Origin of the sequence: Vibrio sp. VP6 (genome assembly GCF_028823755.1) — a bacterium.
In the GTDB taxonomy this organism is placed as follows: domain Bacteria; phylum Pseudomonadota; class Gammaproteobacteria; order Enterobacterales; family Vibrionaceae; genus Vibrio; species Vibrio parahaemolyticus.
This window is the reverse complement of record NZ_JAPEID010000013.1, coordinates 1-19,096: the sequence shown is the minus strand read 5'-3', so window position 1 is coordinate 19,096 and position 19,096 is coordinate 1. Positions and strand designations below refer to the sequence as shown.

Genomic DNA, 19,096 nt, shown 5'->3' with positions numbered 1-19,096 from the left:
CTTTGTGTCTACGTCACGGGCTGCTTGTTTGTGTTGCAGCTTCGGCTATTTAAGAAGTCGAGTTGAGTTTTGATCTCCTTCTCTAACTCACCGACATAGATTAATGATGTCTCGATATTGGCGTATTTTCCGCTTCTGCTCGCACTAAACCAATTGAATGACCCCACCGCCATATACCGATCATCAGCAAAAACGCTTTTACTATGGACACCATTTATCACATTGATAACGATACCAAGCTGTTCCAAGGTCGCGCAGCAATGTTGAAACGCTTTTACTTTATTAGTATCCGGGTGGTTTGCGACCGTGGTATTGAAATGTCTGTCGGTGTGTATGGTTATCTGGACACCTTTGTGCAGTGCTGTTTTTAGTAGTTCTAACTGACCAGTTGATTGCAGTTTGTCTAGCAGTAACCAAGGCGAGACGATGTCTATTTTTCGTTGTACTTCCCTCAGCAGTTTTGATAAGAACGCATCGTGCTCTTCGGCATTGGTTAGCAGTTTCGGATGGCCGCATATTTGTAATAAATCGGGGCGTTGACCAACACTAAACTCAAGCTCATTTCGCTCGTCAGTGAAGAGATACTTGGCGAGTAATCCTCGTGGAGAAGATGATGGCGCAGCTTCAATGATATCCAAATCACCAAACACCAAGAATGCATCTTTGGCTCGAGAGACAGCGACGTTGAGCATTGACGGATCCATATCGATAAACCCGCCATCGTTGTGTCTGGTGTACACCTGGGAAAAAATAATGATTTTGCGTTCAGCACCTTGAAGAGAGTGAACGGTGCCAACGGTTAGTTGGTCATCCCCCTTGCCTGCTTTGATATCGAACTCACCACACGCGGTCTTGATCTGGTTCACTTGAGCTGAAAATGGAGTAATGATACCCACACACTTGGCCAGTGGCTCGCCGTAGTAATTCTCTATTTCAACCTTATTGGCATGTAGCCATGCAGCGATAGTTTCTGCTTCTAACTTATTGCGTCGGCTGCCGCTAAATGATTCCGCGATACCGTCGACGTGCAAATGACTGAAAGGAGAGTAGAGGCTATCTTCGGTCGCTTGTCCTCGCTTGGGGATCAGGATACCTTGATAGCAAAGGTCATTGCAGTATGAGATTAATTCATCGTAGCAGCGTCTATGTTCTTGCAAAAACATTCCAGGCTCAGCTTCCGGCATATAATGAAAGCGGCTTGCTTGTTGCGCTACATGCATCACACTGCCAGTCACTACACTTCGGCCTTCCTCTTGAATGACTGTGTATTCATCATCAGAGCTGATAACTTTATGCTGCTTTAAATTACCCCGGTCAATTGATGAGCACACATTTCTAATCGGCGGGATTTGGTAAATATCACCAATCACCAACGCTTTTTTGGCTAGTGAGAACGAGGCTGCGGCAACTTCTGGAGCTACTTGGCCTGCTTCATCAACGATCAAAAGGTCGATTTCATTAAGCAGATAGTCAGTTTCAAATTCATTATTTCCAACGTGAGACTGGTAAGTCATATGAGAAGGCAGAGAATGGAACGTTGATACAATGCAAGGAGTAAGCATCATTCGGCGTTGCCAGCGAGGACGAACTGTTTTCAAACCTGTTTTCCGGGCCTGCTTGTTCAACTCTTGACCCAAATCTCGGCAACTGAGCAGCCAGCATGCTTCCCAGTAATGGACCGCTAAGCGGAACATTCGAAAACGGGTCGTGATATCTAAAACCGAATCGATGTCAGTCAGTTGTGGAATAGTTTGCTCTGGAGAGTCTTCAGTAAAGTTATTGATAGAATCAAGCCAATTCAGTTGTGATTGCTCAAACTCTTGATACTGCTCTAGCCAAGATTGATACCGATTTTTTTGATCATCAAAATCGTCTTTTTTACTAGAAAATACTTGCTTGAGTAGGCTCTCAAATCGGTCTGATGACAGATTTTCAATTTGCTCTTCATCGTGCTCAATAAGGTTATACATGAAACTCCTGCGCTGGAGTTCAAGTTTATTCTTAATTGGCGGTAACCACTTAAACAGAGTTAACCATGTAGATTCATTGCCGAGGTAGCTTCGCCACGCAGTTAACTGTTCTTTGGCGTTATCTTTCAATGCTTGCGCATTAGAAACGGCTTGTTGTTGATCTGCCAATGTTTGTTGGGGATTGTTCCCCAGCCGAGAATGGATGTCATTTAGTTGGCGGTTGTAGTGATGCCAATTGTTTTGGATGTGATCTAACTGGTTTTGATGTTGGCGCAATTCGGCAAGGAGATACGCTTTAACTTGCGTTACATCAGCAAAATTCTGTTGTGGAAACGCCTGTTTTGCTCTATCCAAATAATGCGCTTGGGCTTGATCGAGAAAATCCAACTGCTCGACTTTTTCATAGAAATGCTTAGTTTGGTAACTTTTGGCTGCTTCCAATTCTCCATACGCCGATGGCAGGTAGCCACCATAGCTAAAAATGTCGGGCAACCATCGGCCTGATAGTTCGTCGTCGCCTTCATCGAAGTCTTTACCAAAGGCATCAATGATGTTGGTTACTGCTTGATTATTAGTCGATGCCGCAATGATTAGCGGCGGCTGACTCTCTTTTAGCGCAGATTCAATCCACAGTGATGCGACTACAGATAGAACAAACGTTGTTTTACCTGTGCCAGGAGGACCATTTACCGCAAGAATATCGCCTTCTTGCATGGCTAAGGTATGGGTCAAGGCATCGCATTGCGCTTTAGTTAGCGGGAATTGACTATTTGAGTGGCCAAAACGCGAATGCACTGTCTGAGATACTTCAATACATTCATCGTGGTTGGTTACTGTTTTTGCCGCGTAACTATCAAGCAGAGGCAAGGTTGTGCTTGAATTGCTCAGGTTATCGTACAGTTTTAAAATATGCCTTGAAGCTCCCAAGCACTCGCTGATTTTGTTGACTAAGCCACGACTTTCAATGTGTTCGTAGAACTGCTTGATTCGGTTTCTATCGCAGTAATCGGCAAATAGTTTTTGGGTGAGTCCGTAGTAGTTGTGCCAATCTTTTTGATGGTTCTGATACTGTTCTTCTTGTTCGAATTTGGCTGGAATACTTTCAGTAGACTGCGCTGGAATTTCATTTGTTGTTAGGAATTCATCGAGCTTATCGACGTCAGCGATAGTAAAGGTGTCATTTCCTTGAGGAGCAAGCAAATCACGAGGTATGAATGGCGTGGTGTTGGGAAATAGTAGTCCTTCACGATTGACCCATAAAGAGCAGACAATTGGTGTCAGTACACCAGGCATATTGCCGCTGTAATCTTTCCCATGAACTTTCCGAAGATAATAGGTGACCGGTCGATGATGAATTTGTACGGCGGTTAGGGTATCTGCTTCATTGCGAAACAGATCTTCTAGCAATGTAGAATCAGGTTTAAGCTTACCTTCTTTGAACTCGTCGGTTGTCGTTCGCACATAATTTTTCAGGTCTTGTTTTTTTAATGCACCTTTCGCGCTATCGGCATCGGCAAGAGAATTACGCCAATAGTGAATCCAGCCCTGATTATTCATACCCGGTCCTTGAAATTTTTGCGATAAGCATGTGATTTTAGTCGAATATCCCCTTGCCAAGGGAGTGTTTTTTGTTAGAACTTTGAACAATTTCTTACTTGTCGATCTTTTAGTCATTCGGATGATGACTATTCGAGCCGTCGAAGAATTGGGGCAGGGGTATTAAAGTCTATTTCTCCTAATGTTATATGAATTTAATGATTAATTATGTGAATGTTTGGCTGCTGGTGACTTATGCATGTATAAACAACTAAAATGTTGTTTTTATGCTGATGGACAACTTTTAAGTTGTATTGGTGGCTTCTGGAAGTTATCGCAAACATCGCACTTGTTAGGCAGGTCAAATCCAGAGCATTGCTGCGTGATTAGTGCGTGAGGTACACGTTTGTCTGTTCTTCACAGCTAAATCAGAACACTTTTGCATTTATATTCATCTTAGATTTAGGTAATTGATGAAACCGCAATAAAAAACTAATGTGCTTGGAGTAATCGTTAGCTGCAGACCTAACTGATTTCTGTCCAAAAATGCGTTTAGAACGTTCTTCTCTTCCCAAATTGATGTGGTGACAGTGTTTTACCGACCAGAAACATTTTTCAGTTTTTTCAAAGAAAATAGTTAGCACCCACTCATTTTCTCACTGTTGCTATCGGTCTATTGCATGCCTTAGATATCCCCCCTTATTGGTAAATTTATCATTAGGCTTCTATTCTAAGCTAAAAGGTTTTGATGGGGGCTGAGTCGTACCCGCTGCCGTTTCATCTGGCAAATGGAGTTCCTCAGTCAAGGAAGGGACTTATCCAACACGGAGTATAGTGCCATGCATCATTCATTATCCTTGCCGATTTTATTGTTGTCGTCTGCGATTGTGCAGGCGGCAGTTCCAGAAAGCCTTGCTATACCGCAGGCTTACCTCGATAGTCATCCTCATTCCGTTCATACAACTCCACCTCCGGCTTATGCCGTGGATCGTATTCTCGTTAAATTCCGTCCCGGTGCAGCGGCGTCTGACGTAGGGGAGTTGATGCGTGAGAGCAGAGCCAAATCGCTCAAAGTCATTTCCGGCATTGATGTGCATGTCTTGCAAGTGCCTGTTGGAACAGTGGAAGCGCAGTTAACCCGTTTTAACCAGAACCCGAATGTGTTGTATGCAGAACCTGATATCAACCACATCGTTCAGTACGTTCCCAATGAAGGTCTCGGTGGAAGTATCTATGCTAGTGACTACTTTTCTGAGCAGTGGGCGCTCAATAATACTGGGCAAGTACATTCTACCGTGGTGAATGACCCACTATTTGGTCCGTATCTGGATGGGGCCTCTGGCTTGCCTGGTGCAGATATCAATGCTCCCGAAGCTTGGGATATGACGAAAGGTAGTTCTGCCGTCAAGATAGCAATTCTCGATTCCGGTATTGATTGTCGTATGGCAGGGGATAGCGTGAGTAGCATTGAGTTCGGGAACGGAAAATGTGTTGATCAGCAGAAATTTGTCACCGATTATCAAAGTGATACGTTAGAGGATGTGGTTGGACACGGCACCCATGTCGCAGGTATTGCGGCGGCTCAGACAGATAACGGTATTGGTATTGCTGGGGTCGGTTTTAACAGTTCTGTTGGCAACCTGAAGACGTGCTACGAATATCTGATTTATAGCTGCGACCCATTTTTTGGCTGCTTCCTTATCGCTGCGACGGGGGTATGCCCGCTATCTTCCTCCATTGATGCCATCACCTATGCTGCCGATAACGGCTACCACGTGATTAACATGAGTTATGGCTCGGATGAAATCGATGAAGAGGGCAATCCGGTTAGCTTAGTCGGTTATAGCCAAGCGGAAAATGACGCTGTTAACTACGCTTGGGGAAAAGGTGTGTTGCTGGTAAGCGCAGCTGGTAACGCAGGAGACCCAATGAAAAACTACCCTGCGGCTTACGACAACGTGATTGCCGTTGGTGCTACGGATGACGATGACAATCGTGCCAGTTTTTCTAGTTTCGGTAGCGATTGGGTGTCGCTAATGGCACCCGGTGACAGTATTCTCTCGACGATGCCAAATGAGCAGTGTGGCACCTTCGATTACGATAATGACGCCTGTCTGCATTGGCAGTCGGGTACATCCATGGCCAGCCCTCATGTTGCTGGCGCAGCTGCGTTACTTTGGGCATACAAATATGCAGATCAGTTATCCGATCCTGCAACTTGCCAAGATGCCTCTGGCGTACCTTGTAACCAGATGATTCGTATGATGTTGGAACAGGGAGCGGATCCAATAGGTGCTGATGGGCAAGATTTACAGAGCATCTCTCAATACGGACGACTTAATTTGGTGGGAGCTCTGACTGCGACACCTTCGGAACCGCCACCACCACCTCCTCTAGTCGTTAAGGCACCAGAAGCTCTTTCCATCTCGATCAACAATAGTATTGTTTCTCTCACTTGGAACTATTCGGGGGATCAAGGTGCCATTGCAGGCTTTAGAGTCGAACGCGAGAGTTGGAATGCAAAACGTAATCGATGGCAAAGCCTAAGCAGTTGGGATGTTCTCGACCCAACGGTCATGACGTTTGAAGATTCCAGCGCCAATGGCGAAGTGCATTATCGTGTTGGCACCATTCAGCAAAGCGATGGTTCTTTGTTCTGGAGTGGATGGAGCGATAACATCACGGTTGCTGGTTCTGGTGGTGGTAAGGGCGGCGGAAAAGGTGGAGGAAAGCCGAACAAATGATCGCCATGAAAAAGGCCCGAGAAGAGGGCCTTTTTGTGTTTTTAACTTTCTATGTTTTCCATATCGAACAGAGATAAATACGGCTCTGTGGCTAAAGATTTGCCACGAATTGTTTATTAAACTCAGCGTTTACTTTATCGCTTAGTTGTTCGTATTTTTCGCTCAACGCAATTTGCTGCGCTTGTAGTTGAGTTGGGTTCTTAGCAAGATCAGAGTCATGAAGTTGGCTCATCTCTTCCATAAAGCCGCTAGTTAGCTGGCTGAAGATCGCGTCTTTACCGATAATAAAGCTCGCAAAATTCTCTTTCACGAATGCTTGTTCATTCGGGTTTAAGTTTTCTAAACCCAGACGTGCTTGGTTAGCAGAGGTTACATCATCAAACGTTGCGTTAGCTGGGTTCGTGCCTGGCTTCAGATAGGCGGCATCATTTTTAAAGTCATTGGCATTTTGAGTAAATGCGTTTTCAATCAACTTTTGAGAAAAGCTTCTGACTTCGAATGTTGACTGCACTGGCTTATGGTCGCTGACATTCTCAAAACCCTCTGTGATAACGCTGGTTTGGTGGTTCTGTAAGTTGCCCGTTTTGTTGGTTAAACCTGTGTTATCCAGCTCACCGAAGTCAGGGCGATCTCGGCCTTCTTTCTGCTTAATATTGCCAGTGTGCTTATCTAGCTGCATGTAAGTATGGCTATCGAGTGGTTTGAACTTAAAGCCATGTTTCGCTAAGTGCGTATCATCGTGGGCAATTGGGTCGTACAGCACATCAGAGCCTTCAGCAACGCGCTTCTCACGTTCATTGAGATCGCCAGTGATCAGAACTTCCTCATTTGGATTAATGCCTTCCATCAACTTGTTGCCTTCGAACTCACGTTTGACTTCTTTGTTGGAATCCAGGTGTGCAGAAATGACGTTTAAAGGTTGTCCATTGATCTCCAAAGCCGTTTTCACGCCGCCTTTATTACCCGTGATGCCCATGAAGAATTCCATGTTTCGTCCACCGATGCCGTGACGATATTCAGACTCATTTTTCACGTTGATATCGACGCCATCTTTCGCAAAAACAGACATCGAAGTGTAGCTGATACCTTCACCAAGCCCTTTAGTCATGACTTTCATTTTGTTTTGGCTAAGCAGGTTCATGCCATCGAGTTCTAGGTCGTTAGCAAGCAATTTCGATTCTTGTTCGGCAAATAAGACCACATCATAGTCACCCTTTTGGATAAGGTTTTGGAAGTAGTTCTTCGTCTCTGCAGGCATCTTTTGGTTGGCTTGGTTGTACGTTAACGTCAGGACCTTAACGTTGCCGTTGTTCTCTTTTTTGTGCAGTTGTTGGTTCATCAAGTTCAGCTTTAAGTCGCTGTTTTTCGATGAATCTGTTTTGCTAAAAAAGCGATTAAAAAAGCTGCGATTTTCTTTTTGTTTGAGGCTAATTTCACCATCATTGCTTTTGGTAACGCTGTATTCTTTACCAAATACAGAGCCAAATTTAACGGTATCGCCTTCTTTCGCATTGGTTTTGATATTTTGAATATCTGCGAGGTCTAAATTACCTCGATGTTGACTATTAATTTGAATTGTCGACATAAAATAAACTCATTTCTAAACATGGTCGTTTTTAGCGGGATTAAATGAAAATCCCAGCAGGTAATTGTTCTGGAATTGCTGCTTCGTTATCGGTTTGTTCAATGAATAGGTGCCACTGCTCAATTTTTTCTAGCAGTTGTTGGAATGTGTTTTGAACATAACTTTGAGGCTTATTAGCTAACGAAATAACCTTATAAACGGTCAGTCTGCGGCTGTCCGGCATTAAACCAACACCGAAACCACCTCGAAATGGTTCTAGCGCGTGTTCACCGATTGCAATTGCGATGGCTTCTGGCAGAGGTGTTGGCAACTCAACTGGGCTGGTCAACGACATGTGCAAATTGATGGTGGTTTCGTTCTTAAATATGGTTAAGAAAAGCGCTTCATCATGGTCATTTGTATTCGATGACAGTTCGCATTGAAATAATCCGTTTGCATCGAAGTTCGCGTCGTTACCTAAAAAACTGATGCTTTCTTGGTAGATATCCATTGTTTTCCCCTCAATCTAAAAATTTATTATGGTTATTACTCATTTTGGGAAAGAGTATAAGAGTGAGGGTGTGGAAGGATATTGAGTATGGGCGTAAGTTTTTATTTTTATCGTATCAACACGGACCACAACTAGAGGGCGGCGACCTGTTTAGTTCGTCTGAGAGTGGTTTGTCTGAATAAAGTATTCATCTTTTATTCATGGCTCATGTGAAGAATAACCATGTCTTTTACATGGAGAAAGAAGATGGACGCGAAAACGAACAATGCAATCTCAAAATCAATGATGTTTTTCCATTGGGTTATCGGGCTTGGAATGATTGCGGTACTCATTTCTGGTCTAGTTATGGATGATGAATCAAACAACTTACTTTTTAATGCTCACATGTCATTCGGACTTTTAGTCTTAGCCTTGAGCGTGCCTAGGTTAGTTGGGAGACTCATTGCGGGTATGCCAAAACCTATGACTGAAAGAAGTAAATTTGAGTCTATCGCGGCGGCTGTGGTTATGTACTCTCTTTTGGCCTTAACTGTGGTGTTGCCTTTGTCTGGTATCGCGGTTTCTGTAGGAGAAGGGTACGGTCTGAGCCTGTTTGGTTTTGAATTAGTGAATTCTGGCAGAGAAATACACATGCTGAAAGAGCTGGGTGAGGGTATCCACGAGTTTAGTGGTGAAGCGTTGTTGCCATTCCTATTGGTTTTGCACCTTGGTGCCAGCTTTATGCATCACTTTATTAAGCAGGACGGAACGTTGCTGAGAATGTTGGGCAAAGCTTGATAAGACAAAACAAGAATGTGCTTCGAAGGTTTCTGAGCAACAAAATGGCAGGTAAGTGATACCTGCCATTTTAATATAAGCGAAAGGATGCCTAATTGTTAGATTAGGCTTCGCTTTGGATGACATCAAAATCGGTCGGCGTTCATCACTTTGGTCCACGCGGCGACAAAGTCTTCAACGAATTTTCCTGCGTTGTCATCTTGTGCATACAGTTCGGCATAGGCTCTGAGTATTGAGTTTGAACCGAAGACAAGATCGACGCGGGTCGCTGTCCATTTTACATCTTTAGAGCGACGGCTGCGGATTTCGTAAAGGTTTTCGCCAACGGGTTCCCACGTGTAGTTCATGTCGGTTAGGTTAATGAAAAAATCGTTGGTAAGTTGGCCGACTCGGTCTGTGAACACACCGTGTTTGCTACCGCCATGATTTGTGCCAAGAACGCGCATCCCTCCGACGAGCACCGTCATTTCAGCGGCAGTTAACCCCATCAACTGGGTGCGATCCAACAGCATTTCTTCTGGTGTTACAACGTAGTTTTGTTTGAGCCAGTTTCGATACCCATCGTGCAACGGTTCTAACACCTCGAAAGACTCAACATCCGTCATATCCTGTGTTGCGTCGCCACGTCCTGGAAGGAAAGGCACAGTGACGTTAACACCCGCAGCGCTGGCGGCTTGCTCAATACCGACGTTACCTGCTAATACGACCACATCAGCGACGCTCGCTCCCGTATCTTTCGCGATGTTTTCTAACACCGGTAATACTCGGGCTAGCCGCTCTGGCTCGTTACCTTGCCAGTCTTTTTGTGGTGCTAAGCGAACACGAGCGCCGTTTGCGCCACCACGTTTGTCAGACTGACGGAACGTGCGTGCACTGTCCCAAGCGGTTGTGACCATGTCACTGACCGATAACCCACTGGCTGCGATTTTGGCTTTTACCGCGTCTACATCGTAGTTTGCATTGCCGTGAGGAACCGGATCTTGCCAGATGAGGTCTTCTTGCGGGACATCAGGGCCGATGTAGCGAGCCTTAGGCCCCATGTCTCTGTGCGTTAATTTAAACCAAGCCCGAGCAAAGGTGTCGGCGAAATAGGCCGGGTCGCTATGGAAGCGTTCTGAGATTTTGCGATACTCCGGATCCATCTTCATCGCCATATCGGCGTCGGTCATGATTGGGTTATGCCGAACGTTAGGGTTTTCAGGATCGACCGGTTTGTCTTCCTCTTGAATGTCGATAGGTTCCCATTGCCATGCGCCGGCTGGGCTTTTTTTCAGTTCCCAATCGTAATTTAACAGCAGATGAAAATAGCCGTTATCCCATTGCGTTGGCTGGCTTGTCCATGCGCCTTCAATCCCACTGGTGACCGCGTTGTTGCCTACGCCGCGGGTTGTCTTGTTTAACCAACCTAATCCTTGGTCGTGAATGTCGGCACCTTCTGGCTCTGGGCCTAAATTGGCTGCATCACCGTTACCATGCGCTTTACCTACGGTGTGGCCACCAGCGGTTAGGGCAACGGTTTCTTCATCATTCATTGCCATTCGAGCGAACGTAACTCGTACGTCGTGCGCGGTTTTGAGTGGATCCGGCTGTCCATCGACGCCTTCTGGGTTGACATAAATTAAGCCCATCATCACAGCGGCGAGTGGATTCTCTAAATCCCGTTCACCTGAATAGCGGCTGTTAGGGTTGTTGGTAGGTGCCAGCCATTCTTTTTCTGAGCCCCAATAAATGTCCTTTTCTGGGTGCCAGATGTCTTCGCGCCCGAATCCGAAGCCGAACGTTTTCAACCCCATGGATTCATAAGCCATCGTACCGGCATACGCAATGAGATCGGCCCAGCTCAGTTGGTTGCCATATTTTTTCTTAATCGGCCAAAGGATACGTCTTGCTTTGTCGAGATTAGCGTTATCTGGCCATGAATTTAGCGGGGCAAAACGTAAATTTCCGGTGCCCGCACCACCGCGACCATCTGCGATTCGATAAGTCCCTGCCGCATGCCATGACATACGAATCATCAAGCCGCCATAATGTCCCCAGTCAGCAGGCCACCATTCTTGGCTATCGGTCATTAGTGCGATTAGGTCTTGTTTGAGTGCAGAGAAATCGAGTTTTTTGACTTCTTCTTGGTAATCAAAATCACTCGGCATTGGATTTGTTTTAGCGTCGTGTTGATGCAAAATATCGAGGTTGAGCGACTTTGGCCACCAGTTCTTTTCTGTTCTGTCATTGGTGGTCATGGAGCCATGCATTACGGGGCATTTGCCTGCGGAATGCGCATTTTGTTGTGTCATGTTAATTCTCCCATTCTTGCGTTTTGCGAGTGCTAGTCGTTACAGCTGGTGAACAAACACGGGCATCCGTTATTAATTACTGATGTTTTAATACAGAGCATTATCCTTAGGTCGTTTCGCTCGGCGTTATTTCTGCAGCGATCGTAACATCCATGCTGTTTTTTCATGGATGCGCATTCTGTCCGACACCAACGCCACGCTAGATTCGTCATCCGCTTGTTGGGCTAGCTTTAACACTTTACGCGCGGTCTTTACGACTTGTTCGTGATTGTGTGTGAGTATGTCGACCATTTCCGTCGCGCTTGGAACGCCTTCAACCTCTTCAATTACACTGAGTTTGGCGAACTCTTTAAACGTGCCGGGAGCGGGAACGTCCAGTGTGCGTATGCGCTCGGCAATCTCGTCTACAGCCGTCGCAAGTTCGGTGTAGTGTTCTTCGAACATGAGATGCAGTTCTCTAAAGTTTGGGCCTTCCACATTCCAGTGGAAGTTGTGCGTTTGCAGATAGAGCGTGTAAGAATCTGCCAAGAGCTGCTTCAAGCCCTCTGCGGTGCTTAATCGGTGCTCTCTATCAATGCCGATATCGATGTGCGTCATGCTAGCTTCCTCTCATTCCATCTGGTTTCACGACTTTTTATAAGCCGTCAGCAAACAACTAAAAAAAGTATTGGATAGATGTTCTGATTTGTAAAAATGATAAAAATGAATGTAACGTTCGGAAATTTTGATTACTGAATGGAAGGCGTTGTCTATAGCAAATATCAACGCCTACAAAGCACACAAAGCACACCGAGGTAACGGCATGCTGCTGGGTTTAAACGATTTTGATTTCGAGATTATTTGAGAGATTGCTTCGCGATACGGGAAAGCGCTTCGAGACTGGAAACGTCCACATAGTTTGGGCGAAACGCGAGGGCTATTCTGCGGTGAGGGCCGGGCTCATTTAAATGCACTGCCGATAATACTGGGTAGTGCGTGACGAGCTGTTCCAGTGCCATTTCCGGGATCAAGGTTGTGCCCATTCCACTCATTACCATTTGAATTAACGTGTTTAGGCTGGTGGCACGGTATTCCTGATTGGAGGTTTGTTCAGAGAGGCGGCAGGCATCCAAAATATGATCTTTGAGGCAGTGGCCTTCTTTAAGCAGCATGAGGTTGGTTTCTTGTAGTTCTTCGGACGTAATGCTGCTTTTGTCTGTGTGCATTTGCCCATCGAGCGCGACCCAGTAAAAGTCTTCTTGCCAAAACTCTAACGTTAACAAGCCGTCACAAGGGTAGGGGATGGCCAGCACGGCCGCGTCAATCTCACCGCTGTGAACCATGTCGACAAGGACATGCGACTGTTCTTCGACGATGTCTATTTTCGCGTTCGGGTACTGCTCTTTTAAGGTGAGTAACAACTTTGGCAGAAGATAAGGTGCAATGGTCGGGATCATGCCAATGGACAACGGAAAGCAAAAAGGTTCGCCGCAACTGTGGTCGAGGTGTGCCATGTCTTCCAGTTGAAGCATGATGTTGCTGGCTTTGTCTAAAACTTCACGACCAAGTGGCGTGACGAGCACTTTTTTATTGTCCCGTTCAAAAATCTTAATGCCTAGCTGACGCTCCAGTTCACTGACGCCTGTACTCAACGTTGATTGGCGGACATGACACAAATCTGCTGCTTTACGAAAATGCAGCGTTTTTGAGACAGCCAAGGCATAAGATAATTGTTTTATCGATAGCATAGCGTTTATCCATCCGTTGAGTCTTCTCGCCGTTCAAACTTCTCGTTCTAATGATCAAGCTTAGAAGATGGCTTTTTGTTATTCGAATTTCCCTAACGTTGTACCTGCCTTTATTTACCATCCTTTCGCTCGGCATTGCCGTTCGATTCTGAGCGCGACTTGCTGTACTTGGTGATCAAGATAATCGGTCGAGCTCACCATTTGTCGCATGTCTTCAACAAAATGAGCGGGGCGAATCATCCGCAAAGTGTTTTCGTTTTTGCAAATAAAGTCGACACGCGGAATGCCAAACTCGTCCTCATATTCAACGATGTAAGTGGCGGCGGTGAAGCTCGAACATCCAATTGAGATATTGCTCTTCAATCCAACTTGAATAGTGCTGCTGGAAATAGTTTTTAAGTGATTGATAGTTAGCACTATTGAAATGGTGATATGTACTTTGTGCTGCCGATTGCGGCTCACTTGTCGTTGGTATGTACAGTTCTATGGGTAATTGATAGGGGTAGCGATCGTGGCTCCAATCTTCGATCACCGATTTAACGTGATTCAAAATGTAGTGCAGGGCGCTGAACAATCTCGCATAAACGAGGCGAGACCCGTAGAACAGGCGTAAATGTTCACCATTGTATTGATTGATGTAATTGAGCGGAATTTTATAATTCACGCTCAAGTCGTCTTCATTAGTTGCAGTGACCGGATCATTACTTTGCAACAACCAGTGTTGGTGCTTGCGCCAAAAGGCAATGTCGGCCGATAGCATGTCCGGCCAAGCGGTGATCGGGAGGTGTGAACGATGGGGGTCACTAAAAGATATGAGGTCGTTACCCTCACCGTGCAGTTTTTGTAAATCGCTATTGAGCTGATAAATCGTATTAGGGTCAGCTTGCTGCCATAGGCGCTGCTTTTCTTCTTCACTATTACTTTCTAAGTACCCAGGCAGATAATGTTCATAAAGTCGTTCTTCTAACATAACTACTCTCTGAAAAGGCATCTGTTGATAGAAAGTATATACGCAGAAATGGGAAGCACAGTTCTTTACGATGTCTCATGAAGCCGATAAAAGCTCTGGATGAGATCGTGACGAATGCGCCTCCTAAGTACTTGATGAGCAACGTTGTGCTTATCTCGATTATGATAAATGAGCTTGTAGTCAATAAATTGGTTGTTTATCGGGCAGGGCAATATTTTCAGCTTGAGGTCGTTTTGCCACTCTCGAGCAAAAGAAAGGGGTAAAGTGCCAAGGCAATCTTGTTTAGAGACACTTAATACCATCCCAGATAAAGATGTCGTGGTCATGTTTATATGTAAACTTTGCTCCGGATCGTTCGCTGTCCAACCCAGATTTATTTCTCGATTGCCTGTATTAACTAGTACACAATGTTGTTCTGCATAAAACATTGATGCGCTCAGTTTATCACTGGTAATGCGTGGGTGCCCCTGACGGCAAATCACCACAACAGGTTCTTTATAAACGGATTCACTCGTAAAAGAAGCTTCTTTTACAGGGTGGGTATCAACAACTAAATCCACTTTATGTAAACGAAGATCATCGAGTAAAGAAGGGTGGTAAGCAGGCGCGCAACGAAGTGAAAAATCTGGAGAGGAGGTCAGTCTCGGAAAAGAGGATTCGGTGCAGCAAACCTGAAATGTAGCTTGTTCGACGATGGCATCGTTTATCATGGCTAGCGCTCGCCTGAATAATGGGACCCAATGGTATGCGGTTGAGGTTAACTCTATATTTCGCCCTTTTCTTACAAAAAGAGTTTTGTTAGTGAGTTGTTCTAGCCGTTTCATTGCAGCACTTATCGCAGGTTGTGTTAATCCCAAGTGTTCTGCCGCTTTGGTATAAGACTTGTGTTCAACGACAACAAGAAAGGTATTGATTAAGTTCAAATCCATTATTTTTTAACCTTTGCAGTAGAAAGGATTTAGGAATGGGCTTTTGTGTTGTTGCCACTAATTAAAATTCAATGCCAACTCTCGATGAGTTGGCATTGTTCATCCTTTATTTAATGATTGGTTGAGTTGGTGCGATCTCTAGATCCACTTTCTCAATATCACCACTAAATTTAAACGGAGCTTTTTCTGTGTAAGCAGGCATCACAGGTGCGCCTAAATCGATACCGATATCTAAGGTTTCTGTTGCAGAGAAGCGAACAGGAACCACTTTCTCGATTTTACCAGAACCAACTTTCTTATCATTGATGTACAAGTCGACCGTACCACCGTTTACATCCTTCAAGAATCTAAATGGCTCTTGTTTGTATACAGCAGAGAGTTTTACTTCACCTGTAGGAATGGCTTTGTTGGACTTAACGGTATAGTAATCTTTACCGAAGAAGTTGTAGCCATACACCAACTTACCGTTATCTGCATAGAATGACAGACCAGCAGAACTGCCGCCCATGGCAAGTAAAATACCGTTAGCTTGCTGTCCTTTTGGAATATCAACGTATGCATCGATACGGTGATCTCGCTGATAAACATCCGGCGCAGAACCTTCAGGAATACGAGTCACATTTGCGGTGTAGCTGAACTTGGTCTTGCCCTTAGTAAGCGAAGGACGCTCAGGGTTAGCTGCACGTTCTGCAAATCTGTCATCAAGAGGGTAGACTTCATTGATCTCAGCTTGTTTGTCGAATTCCTTGATCATTTCTTGCAGCTTATCTGGCATTTTATCGGCTAGATCTACGGCTTCTGAGAAGTCTTTCTCAACGTTGTAAAGCTCCCATTTAGAATCTTTAAAGCCTTTTGAACCGCTAAGCTGCCAAGGAACCCCGTGGAATGAGGCGGCTACCCATCCATCTTTGTAAATTGCGCGGTGACCACCGGTTTCAAAGTATTGAACAGTACGGTGTGATTTCACTTCTGGATTATTGAAGGTATACATCATACTCGTGCCAGCCATTGGTTTTTGCTTCACGCCGTTAACCGTTGCTGGCGCTGGCAGTTTTGCTGCTTCAAGAATGGTTGGTGTGATATCTACAACGTGGTGGAACTGACTCTGAATCGTTCCCGTATTCTTGATTTTCGCAGGCCATGAAACCACCAAGCCGTTGCGAGTGCCACCAAAGTGAGAAGGGACGCGTTTCATCCATTTGAATGGTGTTGAACCAGCCCATGCCCAGCCCACTGGGTAATGGTTTTCATGCTTTTCGTTACCGAGTTCATCCATGTATTTCAACTGAGATTCGACGGTATCAGGTACACCATTTTGAGTCATTATGTTATTGGTTGTTCCCGTTGGTGAACCTTCGGCACTTGCACCATTATCACCCACGATGTACATGATCATTGTGTTGTCAGCGTCTGGCATACTTTCTATTTTATCCAGAAGTCGCCCCACTTCGTAATCGGTGTAGGCTAGGAACCCTGCAAAGACTTCCATGTGTCGCGCATACAGTTTTTTCTGGTCTGGGCTTAAACTATCCCATGCTTCGATTTCTTTTGGTCGTGCGGTAAGTTGGGTGTTTTGTGGAATGATGCCCATTTTTTTCTGACGCGCGAAGACTTCTTCACGGTATTTATCCCAACCCATGTCGAATTTGCCCTTGAACTTGTCAATCCACTCTTTTGGTGCGTGAAGTGGAGCATGGACAGCACCTGGTGCAAAGTAAGTGAAGTAGGGCTTATCAGGATCAATTGATTTTTGTTGGTCTATCCACTTAATTGCATTATCGACCAAATCTTCGTTGAGCTGATAACCATCTTTTGGTTTTTTGTTTGGTTCAACTGGCGTTGTATCGTTGAAAAGTTGAGGTTCCCATTGACTGGTTTCCCCCCCTTGGAACCCATAAAAATGTTGGAAACCAAGACCTGTTGGCCATTGTTGAAATGGTCCTGCTGGAGAAGTTTCCCAGTCTGGCGTGTTATGCCATTTACCAAATGCGCTGGTGCTATAGCCATTGTCTTTCAGTACTTCTGCAATGCTAGCTACTGATTTTGGCCAGACAGAATTGTAACCCGGGAAGCCCGTAGAGAGTTCTGAAATGGTGCCAAAGCCAACCTGGTGGTGGTTACGCCCAGTGAGCAAGGCGGCACGAGTTGGGGAGCTGATGCCAGTGGTGTGGAAGTTATTGTAGGTCACACCACGCGCGGCCAGCTTATCGATATTCGGTGTTGGAATAAGGCCACCAAATCGACCTGCCTGACCAAAGCCCAAGTCATCTAACATGATCACCACAACGTTAGGTGCACCTGCTGGTGCCTTAATAGGTTGGGGGTAATCCGATTTGGATTGATCAAAGGACTTACCAACTCGACCATTGAATTCGGCCGTTTGTTGGATCGGTAGCACAGTACGGTCAATCGTATGCGCGGGCGCAGCGTAACCTGAAGCCGATATAATCAAGCTGGTGAGGGCAACCACGGGCTTTATTTTGGTTTTCATAAAGGTTCCTTAGAGTTGTAGACGTTGTTGGAGTGGAGCGTGGTGGTTAACCACTTTGCTGTAGAATTTTTTTAAGCCAGGACACAAATAATTAAGCCCTGGTTCACCTTTTGTGGTTTTGGTAAAACGGTTTTTAGGACACTCGCCAAAACAGAGAGCCAGAAAGAAACACTGGCGACAGTCGGAAGGTAAGTCGTTGGTTTTGGAGGTGCCAAATGCTTGTTGTGTGCCTGAAAACACCAAATCGCCCAGGTGAGTGTTGGCAATGTTGCCAAGCTTGTATTCGGGGTAGACGAAATGGTCGCAAGAATAGATGTCGCCGTTGTGCTCAACAGCAATGGCCTTGCCACAAAACTCAGCGGAAACACATTTTTGGGCACCATAGCCAAACATCTGTGAAATCACGTTCTCGAACTGGTCGATGAATACTTTCCCAAAGTCATGCTGAAACCATTCATCCCAGATGGTTGTTAAGAATGTCCCCCATTGTCCTGCGTCCACAGACCATTCGGTTACGTAAGCATCTAGTTGTTTGGGGGCCAGTGTTGGGGTGCCGATTTGAATGAGCGTCTCTCTATCCCACTTTATTGGTGCGGTGTGCGTAAATGCTTTTGGTTCTACACAGGGAATAAACTGAATGACTCGGGGTTGAACGTGATCACGGAGAAACCGATAAACTTCTAATGGGAAAGCACCGTTGTCTTGGTTGACCACGCATAACGCATTGAACTCAATCTGAAATTGTTTTAATAAATGAACTGCCGTCATCACCTTGTCAAAAGAAGACTTTCCTGAACGGCTTAAGCGGTGTTGATCGTGAAGATGCTTTGGGCCATCAATAGAAATTCCGACTAAGAATTGGTGTTTTTTTAGAAATTTACACCACGTCTTATTAAGCAAGATGCCATTTGTTTGCAGATCATTGAGAATCGTTTGTTTCGGCTTTTTGTAACGCTTTTGCAGTGCGATTACTTTTTCAAAAAAATCCAATCCCATGAGTGTGGGTTCGCCACCTTGCCAAGTGAATATGACCTCATCGCCAGTTTGCGCTTCAATGTATTGTTGGATATATCGTTCTAGCGTTTCATCACTCATTTTGGCTTGATGGGTTTGCTCCAATAAGGATGCTTTATGTAGGTAAAAGCAGTAAGAGCAATCTAAATTGCAACGTGATGCAGCAGGCTTCGATACAGCATGGAAGCGATAAACATCATGAGCAAGCTTAGGAAGTTGTAGTTGTGGTGAATGAACACCTGTAACGTTCTCATTTTCTAACGCCATATCGGTTCTCATCTAGGTAAAGAAGACCGAAGTAGTGTAGAGTGTGAAAATTAATCATTCACGGAATACCAGGTGTGACAAAATGGAAAACAGAGTGAACTTAAATTTGATTAATTTGCTGATCTTGTTGAAGAAGCACAAAAGCATGCGAATTGTTGCGAAGATCTTAGGAAAATCAGAAAGTGCAATCAGTAAAGATGTCGCTAAATTAAGTAATGAGTTTTCCGAAGTACTCTTTGTTAAAACGAAAAATGGTTTTGAACCTTCGTATTATCTAGAGCAAATTTATCCTGAGTTAGAGGCGT

At 45.0% G+C, this 19,096-nt stretch carries 13 protein-coding genes; 3 read left to right on the top strand and 10 right to left on the bottom strand.

The annotated features are described in order from the left end of the window. Positions 1-8: 8 nt before the first annotated feature. Entirely contained in the window at positions 9-3,527 is a 3,519-nt protein-coding gene (locus OU793_RS10440; protein WP_140103775.1) for an AAA domain-containing protein, read from the bottom strand. 818 nt (positions 3,528-4,345) lie between these two features. On the opposite strand from OU793_RS10440, the gene OU793_RS10435 reads away from it, so the two are divergent. After that, positions 4,346-6,250, top strand: coding sequence for a S8 family serine peptidase (locus OU793_RS10435; RefSeq protein ID WP_159404302.1), 1,905 nt, complete (start codon positions 4,346-4,348; stop codon positions 6,248-6,250). A 91-nt stretch (positions 6,251-6,341) separates the two neighbouring features. On the opposite strand, the gene OU793_RS10430 is transcribed toward OU793_RS10435, so the two are convergent. Together OU793_RS10430 and ati1 are read right to left on the bottom strand one after the other, a co-directional pair. Then, positions 6,342-7,835, bottom strand: coding sequence for a VPA0450 family T3SS effector inositol phosphatase (locus OU793_RS10430; protein WP_047123299.1), 1,494 nt, complete (start codon positions 7,833-7,835; stop codon positions 6,342-6,344). A gap of 40 nt (positions 7,836-7,875) precedes the next feature. After that, entirely contained in the window at positions 7,876-8,325 is a 450-nt protein-coding gene (gene ati1 / locus OU793_RS10425; RefSeq protein WP_017447901.1) for an Ati1 family type III secretion system chaperone, read from the bottom strand. A 246-nt stretch (positions 8,326-8,571) separates the two neighbouring features. Between ati1 and OU793_RS10420 the strand changes: the two genes are divergently transcribed. Next, entirely contained in the window at positions 8,572-9,102 is a 531-nt protein-coding gene (locus OU793_RS10420; protein WP_005498252.1) for a cytochrome b, read from the top strand. Positions 9,103-9,227: 125 nt separating this feature from the next. Here OU793_RS10420 and katG read toward each other — a convergent pair whose 3' ends face one another. The 7 genes from katG to OU793_RS10385 all read right to left on the bottom strand — a co-directional run bounded on the left by katG (position 9,228) and on the right by OU793_RS10385 (position 18,791). Beyond that, a complete protein-coding gene (katG, locus tag OU793_RS10415) occupies positions 9,228-11,393 on the bottom strand; it encodes a catalase/peroxidase HPI (RefSeq protein ID WP_159404303.1) in 2,166 nt (721 codons plus the stop codon). A gap of 126 nt (positions 11,394-11,519) precedes the next feature. Continuing rightward, a complete protein-coding gene (locus tag OU793_RS10410) occupies positions 11,520-11,990 on the bottom strand; it encodes a Dps family protein (protein ID WP_005457571.1) in 471 nt (156 codons plus the stop codon). 239 nt (positions 11,991-12,229) lie between these two features. Continuing rightward, the gene (locus OU793_RS10405) at positions 12,230-13,120 is read right to left on the bottom strand and encodes a hydrogen peroxide-inducible genes activator (protein WP_017447896.1); all 891 of its coding nucleotides are present in this window, start codon (positions 13,118-13,120) and stop codon (positions 12,230-12,232) included. A 304-nt stretch (positions 13,121-13,424) separates the two neighbouring features. Then, the gene (locus OU793_RS10400; RefSeq protein WP_274647766.1) at positions 13,425-14,090 is read right to left on the bottom strand and encodes a hypothetical protein; all 666 of its coding nucleotides are present in this window, start codon (positions 14,088-14,090) and stop codon (positions 13,425-13,427) included. Between the two features lie 65 nt (positions 14,091-14,155). After that, the gene (locus tag OU793_RS10395; RefSeq protein ID WP_140103989.1) at positions 14,156-15,019 is read right to left on the bottom strand and encodes a LysR family transcriptional regulator; all 864 of its coding nucleotides are present in this window, start codon (positions 15,017-15,019) and stop codon (positions 14,156-14,158) included. Between the two features lie 106 nt (positions 15,020-15,125). Then, positions 15,126-17,510, bottom strand: a complete 2,385-nt coding sequence (locus OU793_RS10390; RefSeq protein WP_140103990.1) for an arylsulfatase — start codon at positions 17,508-17,510, stop codon at positions 15,126-15,128. A gap of 9 nt (positions 17,511-17,519) precedes the next feature. After that, entirely contained in the window at positions 17,520-18,791 is a 1,272-nt protein-coding gene (locus OU793_RS10385) for an anaerobic sulfatase maturase (protein ID WP_159408164.1), read from the bottom strand. A 94-nt stretch (positions 18,792-18,885) separates the two neighbouring features. Between OU793_RS10385 and OU793_RS10380 the strand changes: the two genes are divergently transcribed. Continuing rightward, the coding region (locus tag OU793_RS10380; protein WP_274647765.1) for a LysR family transcriptional regulator at positions 18,886-19,096 on the top strand (211 nt) is incomplete at its 3' end.